The sequence below is a fragment of the Pseudomonas sp. TE31087 genome (genome assembly GCF_057284075.1).
Genome location: NZ_JBXVNN010000001.1, coordinates 1,854,858 through 1,868,460, shown reverse-complemented (window position 1 = coordinate 1,868,460; position 13,603 = coordinate 1,854,858). Strand labels below are relative to the sequence as shown.

At 65.4% G+C, this 13,603-nt stretch carries 13 protein-coding genes; 10 read left to right on the top strand and 3 right to left on the bottom strand.

The features are described from left to right. Positions 1 to 48: 48 nt before the first annotated feature. The 5 genes from ACZ899_RS08425 to ACZ899_RS08405 all read left to right on the top strand — a co-directional run bounded on the left by ACZ899_RS08425 (position 49) and on the right by ACZ899_RS08405 (position 5,712). Positions 49 to 1,227 carry an acetyl-CoA acetyltransferase gene (locus ACZ899_RS08425; protein ID WP_203647052.1) on the top strand — a complete coding sequence of 393 codons (1,179 nt, stop codon included), beginning with the start codon at positions 49 to 51 and terminating at the stop codon, positions 1,225 to 1,227. 2 nt (positions 1,228 to 1,229) lie between these two features. Beyond that, positions 1,230 to 2,771: a class I adenylate-forming enzyme family protein gene (locus ACZ899_RS08420; RefSeq protein WP_234561441.1), complete on the top strand. Its 1,542-nt coding sequence runs from the start codon at positions 1,230 to 1,232 to the stop codon at positions 2,769 to 2,771. Positions 2,772 to 2,813: 42 nt separating this feature from the next. Then, on the top strand, positions 2,814 to 4,148 hold the full coding sequence (locus ACZ899_RS08415; RefSeq protein WP_203647050.1) for an MFS transporter: 1,335 nt from the start codon (positions 2,814 to 2,816) through the stop codon (positions 4,146 to 4,148). A gap of 288 nt (positions 4,149 to 4,436) precedes the next feature. Further along, entirely contained in the window at positions 4,437 to 4,733 is a 297-nt protein-coding gene (locus ACZ899_RS08410; RefSeq protein WP_110737748.1) for a DUF3144 domain-containing protein, read from the top strand. A 157-nt stretch (positions 4,734 to 4,890) separates the two neighbouring features. Continuing rightward, entirely contained in the window at positions 4,891 to 5,712 is an 822-nt protein-coding gene (locus ACZ899_RS08405; RefSeq protein WP_234561440.1) for a MipA/OmpV family protein, read from the top strand. Position 5,713: 1 nt separating this feature from the next. Here the strand turns inward: ACZ899_RS08405 and ACZ899_RS08400 are convergent, their stop codons facing one another. Further along, positions 5,714 to 6,178: a VOC family protein gene (locus ACZ899_RS08400; protein ID WP_234561439.1), complete on the bottom strand. Its 465-nt coding sequence runs from the start codon at positions 6,176 to 6,178 to the stop codon at positions 5,714 to 5,716. A 41-nt stretch (positions 6,179 to 6,219) separates the two neighbouring features. Continuing rightward, a complete protein-coding gene (locus ACZ899_RS08395; RefSeq protein WP_234561438.1) occupies positions 6,220 to 6,402 on the bottom strand; it encodes a DUF2986 domain-containing protein in 183 nt (60 codons plus the stop codon). A 154-nt stretch (positions 6,403 to 6,556) separates the two neighbouring features. Here ACZ899_RS08395 and ACZ899_RS08390 point away from each other — a divergent pair, with 154 nt between their 5' ends. From ACZ899_RS08390 to ACZ899_RS08370, 5 genes are all read left to right on the top strand, one after another. Beyond that, a complete protein-coding gene (locus ACZ899_RS08390; protein WP_234561437.1) occupies positions 6,557 to 7,324 on the top strand; it encodes a ribonuclease T2 family protein in 768 nt (255 codons plus the stop codon). A gap of 22 nt (positions 7,325 to 7,346) precedes the next feature. Next, a complete protein-coding gene (locus ACZ899_RS08385; RefSeq protein WP_234561436.1) occupies positions 7,347 to 9,038 on the top strand; it encodes a phospholipase D-like domain-containing protein in 1,692 nt (563 codons plus the stop codon). Between the two features lie 356 nt (positions 9,039 to 9,394). After that, positions 9,395 to 10,030, top strand: a complete 636-nt coding sequence (locus ACZ899_RS08380) for a lytic polysaccharide monooxygenase auxiliary activity family 9 protein (RefSeq protein ID WP_203647037.1) — start codon at positions 9,395 to 9,397, stop codon at positions 10,028 to 10,030. A 37-nt stretch (positions 10,031 to 10,067) separates the two neighbouring features. Continuing rightward, positions 10,068 to 11,117 carry a chitinase gene (locus tag ACZ899_RS08375; RefSeq protein ID WP_050706034.1) on the top strand — a complete coding sequence of 350 codons (1,050 nt, stop codon included), beginning with the start codon at positions 10,068 to 10,070 and terminating at the stop codon, positions 11,115 to 11,117. Between the two features lie 186 nt (positions 11,118 to 11,303). Then, positions 11,304 to 12,770: an AlkA N-terminal domain-containing protein gene (locus ACZ899_RS08370; RefSeq protein WP_234561435.1), complete on the top strand. Its 1,467-nt coding sequence runs from the start codon at positions 11,304 to 11,306 to the stop codon at positions 12,768 to 12,770. Positions 12,771 to 12,798: 28 nt separating this feature from the next. On the opposite strand, the gene ACZ899_RS08365 is transcribed toward ACZ899_RS08370, so the two are convergent. Next, positions 12,799 to 13,596 carry a helix-turn-helix transcriptional regulator gene (locus ACZ899_RS08365; protein ID WP_234561434.1) on the bottom strand — a complete coding sequence of 266 codons (798 nt, stop codon included), beginning with the start codon at positions 13,594 to 13,596 and terminating at the stop codon, positions 12,799 to 12,801. Positions 13,597 to 13,603 lie beyond the last annotated feature (7 nt).

Here is a 13,603-nt window from a genome sequence, read left to right as displayed (position 1 = left end):
CTGCCACATTGTATGCAATACCCGCTTCAAGGACAGAAGAAAACCACCATGCTCCACGATTCCATCTCCATCGTCGCCGCCGCGCACAGTCCCTTCGGCCGCCTGGATGGCCTGAACCTCGAGGACCTGATCGTCCAGGTCACCCGCGATGCCCTGCAGGACGCGGCCATCGACGCCGCCGAGATCGACGCGCTGTTCCTCGGCCACTTCAACTCGGGCCTGGTGGCCGACGGCTTCCCGGCCTCGCTGATGCTACAGGCCGACCCGCAACTGCGCTTCAAGCCCGCCACCCGCTGCGAAAACGCCTGCGCCTCGGGCTCGGCGGCGATCCAGGCCGGGATCAACGCGATCCGCAGCGGCGCCGCCGAGCTGGTGCTGGTGGTCGGCGCGGAGAAAATGACCGGCAACAGCACGGTCGAGGTCACCCGGGCGCTGGCCGGCGCTGGCTACCAGAACGACCTGGCGGAAGCCGGGCTTAGCTTCGCCCAGCTGTTCGGCCAGGTAGCGCAGCAGTACACCGAGCGCTACCACAGCCCGTTGGCGTCGATGGCGGCCATCGCCGTGAAGAACCACGCCAACGCCATGGCCAACCCGCTGGCGCAGATGCACCGGGTGATGGATTTCGAGCACTGCAACCAGGTGTCGCCAAGCAACCCACTGATCGCCGCGCCCCTGCGCCTGACCGACTGCTCGCTGATCAGCGACGGCGCGGCGGCGATCGTCCTGGCCTCGCCCGAGCGCGCCCGCTCGATGCGCCGCCAGGTGGCGATCCGCTCGATGGTCCAGGTCAACGACTTCCTGCCGCTGTCGCGTCGCGACATGCTGGCCTTCGAGGGGCCGCAACGGGCGATCCACGGGGCGTTGCGCGAGGCGGGGGTGACCCTGAACGACCTGAGCTTCGCCGAGGTGCACGACTGCTTTACCATCGCCGAACTGCTGATCTACGAGGCCATGGGCCTGGCGCCAAGGGGCGAGGGGCACCGGGCGCTGGACGACGGCATCGTGCGCCAGGGCGGACGGCTGCCGGTGAACCTGTCCGGCGGGCTCAAGGCCAAGGGCCATCCGGTGGGCGCCACCGGGGTGTCGATGCATGCCCTGGGCTTCGCCCAGTTGACCGGCAAGCCCATCGGCCTGGGCGTGCCCAACGCCGAGTTCGGCCTGCTGTTCAACATGGGCGGCATGGCGGTGGCCAACTATGCCAGCGTGTTGCAAGCGGTCAGGGTCTGAGGATGAACATCGCCCATTGGCTGCAGGATGCAGCCCAGCGCTGGCCCGAGCGTCCGGCGCTGTTCGACGGGGAGCGTCAGGTGGCCGATTACCGGATGTTCGCCGCCCAGGTGCGGGCACGGGCACTGGAACTGCGTGACGTGCATGGCATCGAACCGGGCGACCGGGTGGCGTTGCTGATGAAGAACAGCTGCGTCTACCTGGAACTGCTCTACGCCATCTGGTGGAGCGGGGCGGTGGCGGTGCCGATCAACAGCAAGCTGCACGCCCTGGAAGCGGCCTGGATTGCCGGCAATGCCGGGGCGCGTCTGATCTATACCGACGAGGGCGAGCTCTTCGACAGCGCGACCCTGCCAGTCGGCTGCCGTGAGCTGGCTGCGCCTGTCCTGGCCGCGCCCGGCGCGCTCGACAGCGATCAACTGGCGCAGCCGCACCCGCGTCAGCACAGCGACCTGGCCTGGCTGTTCTACACCTCCGGCACCACGGGGCGTTCCAAGGGCGTGATGCTGTCCCATGGCAACCTGGTCGCCATGTCGCTGTGCTACCCGCTGGACGTCGACCCGGTAACCGCCGTCGATGCCGTGGTCTACGCCGCGCCGATGTCCCATGGCGCCGGGCTGTACAACTTCGTCCACGTGCGCTGCGGCGCCCGGCACGTGGTGCCGCAGTCCCGGGGCTTCCAGGCCGCCGAGCTGTTCGGCCTGGCGCAGACCCTGGGACAGGTCAGCCTGTTCGCCGCGCCGACCATGGTCAAGCGCATGGTCGAGCAGGCCCGCCAACAGGGTTATGACGGCGCGGGCATCAAGACCATCGTCTACGGCGGTGGCCCGATGTACCTGGCGGACCTCAGCGAGGCCCTGGACACCTTCGGCCCGCGCCTGGTGCAGATCTACGGCCAGGGCGAATGCCCGATGACCATCAGCGCGCTGTCGCGTGAGGTCATCGCCGACCGTGAGCACCCCGACTGGCCCGCCATCGCCGCCTCGGTGGGGCGGGCCCAGGCCTGTGTCGAGGTGCGCGTGGTGGACGGCGCGGGCCAGCCGCTGGCGGCCGGCGAACCCGGCGAGATCAGCGTGCGCGGGCCGGTGGTGATGCAGGGTTACTGGAATGATCCGCAGGCCACCCAGGCGACCCTGGTGGACGGCTGGCTGCGCACCGGCGACATCGGCTACCTCGACGAGCGCGGCTACCTGAGCCTGACCGACCGCAGCAAGGATGTGATCATCTCCGGCGGCAGCAACATCTACCCGCGCGAAGTCGAGGAAGTGCTGATCCAGCACCCCGAGGTGTTCGAGGCCTGCGTGGTGGGGGAGGCCGACGCCGAGTGGGGCGAGTCGGTGGTGGCCTTCGTCGTGCCGCGCACACCGGGCAGCCTCGATGCCCAGGCGCTCAACCAATGGTTCCTGGCGCGCATGGCCTCGTTCAAGAAACCGAAGAAGTACCTGTTCTGCGCCGAGCTGCCGAAGAACAGCTACGGCAAGATTCTCAAGACCCAGGTGCGCCAGTGGCTGCAGGACCCCGACGGGGCGTTCGCCAGCCACTGACCCGCATCTTTCATGGAAAGCACCACGACAGGAGTTCCCGACATGGGCATGTCACCCGGCAACACCCAGCGCCAGCGGCGCCGGGCCTTTATCGGCGCCACCACCGGCCACTTGATCGAGTGGTACGACTACGGCGTCTACGGCTTCCTGGCCTTGTACATCGGCAAGGCCTTCTTCGTTTCCGACGACCCCACCAGCAGCCTGCTGGCGAGCTTCGCGGCCTTTGCCCTGAGCTTCTTCATCCGCCCGCTGGGCGGCTTGTTCTTCGGCCCGCTGGCGGACAAGATCGGCCGTCGCCGCACGCTGATCACGGTGCTGGTGATGATGGCCGGCTCCACCTTCCTGCTCGGTCTGCTGCCGACCTACGCCAGCATCGGCATCGCCGCGCCGGTGATCCTGGTACTGATCCGCTGCGTGCAGGGCTTCTCTGCCGGCGGTGAGATCGGCACCATCACCAGCTTCATTTCCGAATACGCCGGCCCCGGTCGACGCGGCTTCGCCACCTGCTGGCTGATGGTCACCGCAGTGCTCGGCCTGCTGCTGGGCGGCGCCGTGGCCAATGGCATGACCTGGGCGCTGGGCGCCGAACTGATGCAGGACTGGGGCTGGCGGATCCCGTTCCTGATCGCAGGTCCCCTGGGCTTCATCTCGCTGTACATTCGCCTCAAGCTCGAGGACAGCCCCGAGTTCCTCGCCCTGGTGGAAGCCGGGCAGACCTCCAAGGCGCCGCTGCGCGAGGTATGGCAGTGGAAGCGCTCGATCGCCCTGGTGTTCTTCATCATCACCCTGCACAGCTCGATCTTCTACCTGGTGCTGACTTTCGCCTCGACCTACATGTCCAACACGCTGAAGTTCGACAGCGGCACCACCTTGCTCTACGTGTTCGTCGCCAGCCTGTCGGCGGCGCTGGTGATGCCATTGGGCGGCGCCTTCACCGACCGCTATGGGCGCAAGCCGTTCCTGATGGTGATCGGCACCCTGGCGACCCTGGCCATGTACTGGTTCTTCAAGACCGCGCCCGGCGCCACCCCGGCCACCCTGTTCTGGCCGCTGATGGCGGTGGCGATCCTGTTCGGGCTGTACGCTTCGTCGACCTACGCGTTGATGAGCGAACTGCTGCCGACGCGGATCCGCTCCACCGGCATCGCCATGGCCTACAACATCCCGGTGGCGGTGTTCGGCGGCAGCGCGCCGTTGATCTCTACCTGGCTGATCAAGGTGACCGGGGATATCACCGCGCCGTGGTACTTCTACGTGGGCACCGGTGTGGCGTCGCTGGTGGCGCTGGTGGTGCTGCGCAAGGAGGATTTCGTCGCCTGTGGCCACGATGCGCGGCAGTCTGTTGATCCGAGCCCTTTGAACCTGCGCTCGGTTTAAGGCGAAGGGACCTCTGTGGGAGCGGGTTCACCCGCGAAGCAGGCGGCGCGGTGGATGGCACCGGCTCTGCCGGTGTTCGCGGCGGTGCGGCGGTCCGATAAACCCGCTCCCACAGGCAGGGATTTCGAGCCTTGTATCCGGGGCAGGACAGCATTCTGTTACAGTCGCCGCCTCAATCTATCGGTCTGGGGATGCAGGCCGTACCCAACTGTGCGCGCCTGATGAGCCGGCTGTTCACTGTTCAGGCCAAGACGGCCTGAGACAAACATCTCCAATAGGTATACCGCCATGGCACAAGCCACCGACCAGGCCTTCTACGACCGCGCTGATGCGCATATCGAGCTGGCCAACCAGCAGATCGAGAAGCTCGAAGACCTCGGCAAGGTCAGCGCTTCGATGACCTTCGCCGCCAGTCGCTTCAACGCCTGGATGACGGCGCGCAGCTTCAAGTCAGCGCAGGAGATGGCCGCGGCGCGGGAGGAGTTGTTGAAGTACTTCTGCGAGCAGTACCGGATGATGCTCGAGGACAACCTCGACGAGCATATCCAGCACTTCGACCGCTATGTGCTGGGCCAGGACAGCTGAGGCCTACCTGGAAAATTCAGCCATCTTCACACGACCTTGACAATCGCTGGAAGGAACATTGACAGACCCTCGCTAGAGTGCGCGCCAGTTGAAATGCGCCGGGCAATCCCGGTGCGTTTCCCGCAGTGTCGAAAACCTTATCCAGCGAGTCATGATCATGTTCGAATCAACGTCCATCAGGAAGATACTGGGCACTTCGCTTGCCCTCAACGCGGCGCTTGCCTGCAGCCAGGCCAGTGCCCAGGAAAAGACTGCGCCGGACATCATCTGGGGCGACGAGACCCAGGTCACCGCAGGCTTCGCCCTGCATGCCGCGCCGCGCTACATGGGCGCGAAGGGCAGCCAGGGCCACCTGTTGCCATCGGTGACCCTCCAGCGCGGCATCTTCTTCGCCGACAGCCTCAAGGGCTTGGGCGTCCAGCATCAGTTCGACAGCGGCTTCAGCGCCAGTCTCTCGCTCGGCTACGACTTCGGCCGTGCCGACGGTGACAGCAAGTACCGCGCTGGCTCGGACGATTTGAAAGGCATGGGGGCGGTAGGGGGAGCGACGGTGGTCAACATCGACCTGGCCCAGCAGGTCCTGCCCTGGCTGGCGGTCACCGCCGGAGCCGAGTTGCGCACCGGTGGCTACAAGCGCGGCAACAGCTACCAGTTCGGCCTGCTGAACACGCTGCACCAGAGCGATGCCGACATGGTCACCCTGGGCCTCAATGCGCATGCGGGGCAGGCCAAGTACAACCAGACCTACTTCGGCGTCACTGCCCAGCAAAGCGACAACACCGATTTCGATCGATTCAAGGCGGACAAGGGCATCTATGCCTACTCGGGCGAGCTGTCGTGGATGCACCGGTTCGACCCGCACTGGTCGACCATCGCCAGCGTGAACGTGATGCACTACACCGACCAGGTCCGCCACAGCCCGATCATTCGCCGGGATACGCCGGTCACCTCGACCGTCGGGGTGCAGTACGCATTCTGATTCAGGCTTGCGGGAGGAACGCCTCCTCGATGAAGGCTTCGAGCGCCTGTGCCTCGATGATCTCGATCGAGAAATGCCCAAAACGCTTCGGCAGCCAGATGATGCGGGCACCGGCAGGCGACTGCAGGTGCTCGCGCGCCAGTGGCTTGCCGTTTTCGTCCTCGGGCTGGATGCCGTTGGCCGTCAGTTGGTCATAGGCCTGTTCGATGTCCGGCGTGGAGTAGCAATGGCGGTAGATCATCCCTTCGCCATGGCTGTCGAGCAGGTCCTTGAGGTTGCCCGCCAGCGGCTGCACCAGCATGAAACGCTCCTGGCCGATCCGGGCGATGGCGTAGTGCACATGCAGGCCGCCGCGCTCCCAGACGAGCGTGCGCGAGATCTCGGCGCCCAGCACCTGGGCGTAGTAGGTACAAGCGGCCTGCAGATCGGCGACCAGCACATCCACGTGGCTGAATTTCAGGTCCATTGCATCGCTCGCTCTATCGGCAGGTGTTGTCATTATCAGGCTCAGGGCTGTGCGGGGGAGGCACTGTCTGCGGTGGCCTGCTCGGCGCCCAGGCTGGCTTCGGCCGCCAGTTTCAGCCGGTCGGCCTTGGAGATGTAGGTGTTGCGGTTTTTCGGCGCCAGTTTGGCGTTGGCCTTCTTGGCGTGGGCTTTCAACAGCTGGTTGATCTTTTTACGACGGTTCATGTTTTTTCGCTTCATTGGCGCCTGGTGGTACGGCAGGGACGAACGATACAACAAAGCGCCACTGACGAATCGTCATATTCGCGCTACACCATCACCTGACGGGGTTGTACGAGCGACAGGCACGGAGCCTGTCGAACCCGACAAGGAGGTCATCATGCAAGGATCACCACGGCATTGCGCCTGGGTCAGAACGCTGCTCTGGGGCTGGCTGGCCGCCACCTCACCGATCTTCGCCGAGGAAATCTGCGCGTTGCCCGACGCCGTCGAGCCCGCGCCGGTGCGCCCGGTGGACTACGTCAACAAGGACTTGCCCACCGACTACCTGGCGCTGGTGCTGTCTTGGTCGCCGGAGCACTGCGAGAGCCAGCGCAACAAGCCCAAGGCGCAACGGGACAAGCATGCCTTCCAGTGCTTCTCGGGCAATCGTTTCGAATGGGTGGTGCATGGCCTGTGGCCGCAGAACCGTTATGCCAAGTCCAACCAGGACCATCCTCGCAACTGCCAGAGCGTCGGCTCGCTGCCGGCGCCACTGGTCAGGCAGCACCTGTGCATGATGCCGGGGCCGGACCTGATGCAGAACGAATGGCAGGCCCACGGCACCTGTGGCTGGTCGTCCGCCAACCGCTACTTCGCCGATATCCAGCGGGTGTACGACACGCTGCGCCGTCCCGACACGCAAGCCATGCTCGGCAGCAACCCTGGCCCCAATCAACTGGTTAACGCCAAGGTCAGCGACATCAAGCAGGCCTTCCTGGCCCGCAACCCTGCATTGCCGGCACAGAGCCTGCGGGTCTCGGTGGGTTCGGGCAACCGTCTGAAGGAGCTTTGGGTGTGCCTGGACAAGCAGCTCGCTGCGATCCCGTGCCCGAGCGGCGGGACCCCCGACAATCAGCAGATCAAGGTCAGGACGCCGTTCCAGTAACCGGCCTGCAAGGAGTGCACCCATGCGAGCATCCGCCACTGGCAACTATCTGCGGGTACGGGCCATCGCCGGCACCCATGTCGTGTTCCTGGCCTGGGACTTCGTCACGCCGCCGAGCCTCGAGACCCTGGTCGGCGAGCAGAACCTGCTGGGCTTTGCCGTACACCGTCGGTACTTCGACGCGGCCGGCAAGCTGCGGACCCAATACTATCTGCGCGGCCTCAAGCGCTTCGCCGACAAGGACAAGGGGCTGCCACCGGGCACGCTGGTGCCGACCAGCGAGCATCCGATCCAGAGTTTCCTGTGGGCCGACTACACCGTCGCGCCCGAAGGGGAGTACGCCTACACGGTGCAGCCGGTGTTCGGCGAGCCCAGGAACCTGCGCATCGACGACGCCCGAGGCGTCGCGGTGCGCGTGCGCTGTGAGCCCACGCTTGCGCCGGGCGGCGAGGGCCTGAGGCACGATATCCATTTCAACCGCGGCGTGATCGGCTCCCAGGCTTATGCCAGGGAATTCGATAACGTCGCTCCCGATCCCGATGCGCCGGCCTCCAAACCGATGAAATGGCTTTCGCGGGGCCTGTACGAGGCCCTGCTCGACTTCATCGGGCGCGGCGGCGCGAAAGGCATGGGCCTGCGCGCGGCATTCTACGAGTTCCAGTACCTGCCGGTCGCCCAGGCCCTGCGCGAGGCCGCCCGTGAAGGCGACGTGCAGGTCGTCTTCGATGCCCAGAGCAAGTACAAGGCGAACAACCTGGGCACCATCGAGCAGGCCGGCCTGCAGGCCTGGGTGCATCCGCGCACGGTCAGCGAAGGCATCCGCCACAACAAGTTCATCGTGCTGCTCAAGGATGGCCAGCCGGTCAGCGTCTGGACCGGCTCGACCAATATCTCGGCTGGCGGGATCTTCGGCCACTCCAATGTCGGCCATGTTGTCCACGACCCCATCATCGCCCGGCAATACCTGGACTACTGGACGCGGCTGCAACAGAACATGACCCCAGCCAGGCTGCGTGCGCCCAATACCCAGGCTACCCCGCTGCCCGCCTTGCCGTTGCAGCCGGGCACCTACCCGCTGTTCAGTCCCCGCGAGCGCAAGGAAACGCCCCAGGCGCAGAAGACCTTGCAGTGGTACGCGGACCTGGCCGGCGCAGCCCGTCAGCTGGTGTGTTTTACCGCCGCGTTCGAGATCGCTCGGGAGTTCCAGGAGGTGCTCCAGGCGCAGAACGACGTGCTGCGCTACGTGATCAAGGACGACCCGCTCAGGAAGACCGAGAACATCGGCACCGACGGTGACGTGATCTTTGCCGCCGGCAGCTTCCTGGGGGAGGACAACCCGCTGACCAACGCGCTCAAGGAGCGTGACAACCCGCTGAACAGCAACGACTACGTGCATACCAAGTACCTGCTGGTCGACCCCCTGGGCGAGCAGCCCACGGTGGTGACCGGGTCGGCGAACTTCAGCGCCGCCTCCCAGGAGAAGAACGACGAGAACATGCTGGTGATCCACGGCGATACCCGGGTGGCGGACATCTACTTCGGCGAGTTCATGCGCCTGTTCGATCACCACTATGCGCGCTACCTGGCGGCGAAGTACCAGGCCCGGCCCGGGAGCACCGGCAACTACCTCAAGCCGCAGGCCGGGCAATGGCTGCCCGCGCACCTGGATCCGGCGAACTACCGGTCGAAGCGGCGGCGCTATCTGGTCGGCTGACAGTCCCACAGGCCATGCGCAATCCCTTGTAGGAGCGGCCTTGTGCCGCGAAAGGGCTGCGAAGCAGCCCCGGCAATTTCGAGGATGACTCAGAACCTGGGGCCGCTGCGCGCCCCTTTCGCGGCACAAGGCCGCTCCTACAGGGCCATGCGCCGCCTGGGCATGTAGGTGATTTGCTCCATGATGGGTAGGAGAAGCATAGCGATACTGTATGAATATCCAGTATTCATTGGGGTTTCTTCCAACGCCCGGCTTCGGTGCGCAAAATCGCCCCGTGGACATTAAATCCAGCTCCGTTAGTTTGAAGGCCTCTCCTTCGGAAAGGGAGAGTTCTCAAATCAAATGGAGCTATGAACATGAACCAACCACAAAACCAGAACCCACTTCGCCACGGCCGCGTCACTTCTCCGGCCTCCCGCGGCGCCGTCGCCATCGACCTCGGCGTGCTCAGCGGCTGGCAGGTCGACGAAATGGAAGGCGGCAAGAACTTCCCGGCCCTGGCGGCCGGCCCGTTCCCCGCACCGTTCCAGTCGGACAACCCGAGCGTCGCCCCGCCCGCCGACGGCTACATCCTCAGCGGTGGCAAGACCGACGCCCGCGACTGCGTCAACTTCACCGACGAGGAGATGAGCAAGAAGCTCAACCGCGCCTTCACCTGGCCGCTGGTCAACGTCGACCCCGGGCAGCTGTTCAAGGTGACCTGGCGCTACACCGCGCCGCACACCACCCGCGGCTACCGCTGGCTGATCACCAAGGACGGCTGGGATCCGAAACAGCGCATCAGCCGTGCGCAGCTGGAGGACAAGCCGTTCGCCGAGGACTTCTACCCACAGGTGCCGTACTACAGCCATGCCGGCGAGTTGAAGGCCAAGGTCGACCACGAAGTGAAGCTGCCGGCCAACAAGAAGGGCCGTCATGTGATCGTCCTGATGTGGATCGTCGCCAACACCGGCAACGCCTTCTACCAGGCCTTCGACGTCGACTTCAAGTAAGTCCGCGGATCTTCCACACGTTCTAAAGGATTGGAACATGTCAAAGATTGACTTTACCCAACTGAAGGCCGCGCGCGACGACGCCGCCTCGCGCATGCCCAGCCTCGAGGGCAAGAAGATCCTCATGGGCTACTGGCACAACTGGCCGGCGGGCCCTGCGGACGGCTACCAGCGCGGGCAGTTCGCCAACATGAGCCTGGAGGAGGTGCCGCGCGACTACAACGTGGTGGCCGTGGCATTCATGAAGGGCAGCGGCATTCCGACCTTCAAGCCGTACAACCTGTCCGATGCCGAGTTCCGCCGTCAGGTCGGCGTGCTCAACAGCCAGGGCAGGGCGGTGCTGATGTCGCTGGGCGGTGCCGATGCGCATATCGCGCTGAACCCGGGCCACGAACAGCCGCTGGCCAATGAAATCATCCGCCTGGTGGAAACCTACGGTTTCGACGGGCTGGACATCGATCTTGAACAGAGCGCGATCGACTTCGCCGCCAACAAGACCGTCCTGCCCGCCGCGCTGAAGCTGGTGAAGGATCACTATGCCGCCGAGGGCAAGCATTTCATCATCAGCATGGCACCGGAGTTCCCCTACCTGACCAGCGCCGGGCGCTACGTCGACTACCTCAAGGCACTGGAGGGCTACTACGACTTCATCGCCCCGCAGTTCTACAACCAGGGTGGCGACGGGTTGTGGGTGCAGGAGGCCAACAACGGCAGGGGCGCCTGGATCGCCCAGAACAACGATGCGCTCAAAGAGGACTTCCTCTTCTACCTGACCGAAAGCCTGGTCAGCGGCACCCGCGGCTTCACCCGGATTCCGGCCGACAAGTTCGTCATCGGCCTGCCGGCCAACGTCGATGCCGCCGCCACCGGCTATGTGGTCAACCCGACGGCGGTGACCAACGCGTTCAAGCGCCTGTACGCCAAGGGCGTGTCGATCAAGGGCCTGATGACCTGGTCGGTCAACTGGGATAATGGGGTCAACAAGGACCACGTGCCCTACAACCAGGAGTTCAGCCGACGCTACGGGCCGCTGATCAACGGCACCAAGGCGCCCGCACGCACCCGCAAGGCACCGACCGGCGCCTGATCGAACCTGCATCGGGCAGACGTGCCTGATGCCCGGCAGTCGAGGCCTGCCGATGTGATCGATCGATGAGAATCCGATGCCGCAAGGCATCGGATTTTTTGTTGTCTGCAAGACAGGGGAAGCCCTGCGAGCCATATGTCCGAAAATGGCGAGCCTCAAGCGCATCCAGGGCATAGGATGTCGCTCATGACCAACCTCATCGATTCCCCCGAAAGCGATGCCTGCTACCTGGCTCTCAAGGCGCACGATGCGCGCTTCGATGGCGCCTTCTTCGCCGCGGTCACCAGCACCGGCATCTATTGCCGGCCGGTGTGCCGGGTCAAGACGCCACGGCGTGACAACCTGCGGTTCTACCGGCATGCCGCCCAGGCCGAGGCGGCGGGTTTCAGGCCGTGCCTGCGCTGCCGCCCTGAGCTGGCGCCGCGTGCGGTGGCGTGGAGCACCGAGGATGCCTCGCGCATCCTGGCCGTGCAGGCGGCGCGCATGCTGGACGAGCCGCAGAACGTACGTACGATGGTCGATATCGCCCGGCACCTGGGGGTGAGCGACCGCCATCTGCGACGCATCTTCGAGGCGCATTTCGGGGTTTCGCCGCTGCAGTACCTGCAGACACGTCGGCTGCTGGCGGCCAAGCAACTGATCGCCGACACGCAGCTGCCGATGACCCAGGTGGCGTTGGCCAGTGGCTTTGGCAGTGTGCGGCGCTTCAACGATGCGTTCTCCCAGCACTATGGCCTGAATCCCAGTACGTTGCGTCGCGCCCGCTCGACCGCCAATGGGCAAGGGGTGAGCGTTCGCCTGGGCTGGCGCCCGCCCTATGACGTGGAGGCGATGCTGGGCTTCCTGCGCCTGCGCGCCATCCCGGGCCTGGAATGGGTGGAGGGCCGGCAGTACATGCGCACCCTGCGCCTTGTGCAGGGCCAGCAGGCGTGCAGCGGCTGGCTGAGAGTGAGCCTTGACGACCAGCGTGCCCAGGCGCAGGTGACCATCAGTGACAGCCTGGCAGGCGTTTTGCCCACGCTGATCAACCGCGTGCGGGCCGCGTTCGACCTGGATGCCGACCCGGTGGCGATCCACAGTGTGTTGCAGGCGACGTTCCCGGCGAGCGAAGGCATGCGTGTGCCCGGTACGCTGGACGGTTTCGAGCTGGCGGTGCGTGCCGTGCTTGGCCAACAGATCACCGTGGCCGCTGCGCGCACGCTGGGCGCGCGCCTTGTCGCGGCTTTTGGCGAGTCTATCCAGACGCCCGTTGCAGCGCTGGACCGTCTGTTTCCCACACCGACCAGCCTGGCGGCGGCCAGTGGTGACGCCCTTGGCCGACTGGGCATCACGCGCCAGCGCCAGGCCGCCCTCAAGGGCTTGGCCGAGGCCGTGGGGGAGGGGCGCCTGCTGCTGAGCCCCGGTGTCGATGTCGCGGCTACCTGCGCCCAGTTGCGGGACTTGCCCGGCATCGGCGACTGGACGGCCCAGTACATCGCCTTGCGCGCGTTGCGCTGGCCCGATGCGTTTCCGGCGGGTGACGTGGCACTGCAGAAGGCGCTGGGGGTGAACAGCGCCAAGGCCGCGACACAGGCTGCGCAGGGTTGGCGGCCCTGGCGTGGCTATGCCGTGCTGCGTGCCTGGCAGGGGCTGGCAGATCCGGCGCGTCCGTGAGCGTCTTGGCAAACGCTGTGCGGCGGGCTCAGGGATCCTGCGGATCATGCCCCAGCGATTGCAGGAACAACGAGAACAACTCCGGTTGCGACGAGATATCCAGCTTGGCATAGAGATGCCGACGATGGACCTTGATGGTTTCCGGGGAAATGGCCAGGCGCTCGGCCATGGCCTTGGATGAATAGCCGCGCAGGATCAGCCGGGCGATCTCCAGCTCGCGCTCGGACAACACCTTGGCGCCGAACAGGCTCATGGCGTCGCGCACCTGATGGGCCATGCCTGCCACGGGCGTCGGGCGCAGGCTCTGCTGCAGCCAGTGCTGGGCCATCAGCGCAACCACCCACGGGCAGACCACCGCCAGCAATCCATGGCTGGCGCTGTCGAACCGCTCGCGGCGTCCCAGCGACAGCGACAGGGCGCCACTGTCAGCCAACTGCACGATGAACTGCACCTCGTCTTCCAGCACATGGTCGTGAAAGTACTTGAGGTAGTACTCGCTCTGGCGGAACTGGTCCGGTGCCACTTCCTCGAGCCTGTGCAGACCGTCGCCGATGCGCTCCTGGCAGGCCTGGTAGAACGGGTCGAGCTGGTACAGGCCGCTCAGGTACAGGGCCATGGCCTCGGGGTTGCCTTCACCCCGGGCATCGAAGATCTCCAGCGCCCGGGGCAGGCCGGCGCGGGGGTAGAACATCGCCAGGGCGTTGTCGAACACCAGCCACTGCTGCAACAGCAGGATCAACTGGCGCCAGAAACGCGGCTGGCCGATCTGTTCGACGGTGCGGGCGAGGCCTGCGTGGGTGCTGGCTTCGGTGAACAGGTTGTGCATGAGACCC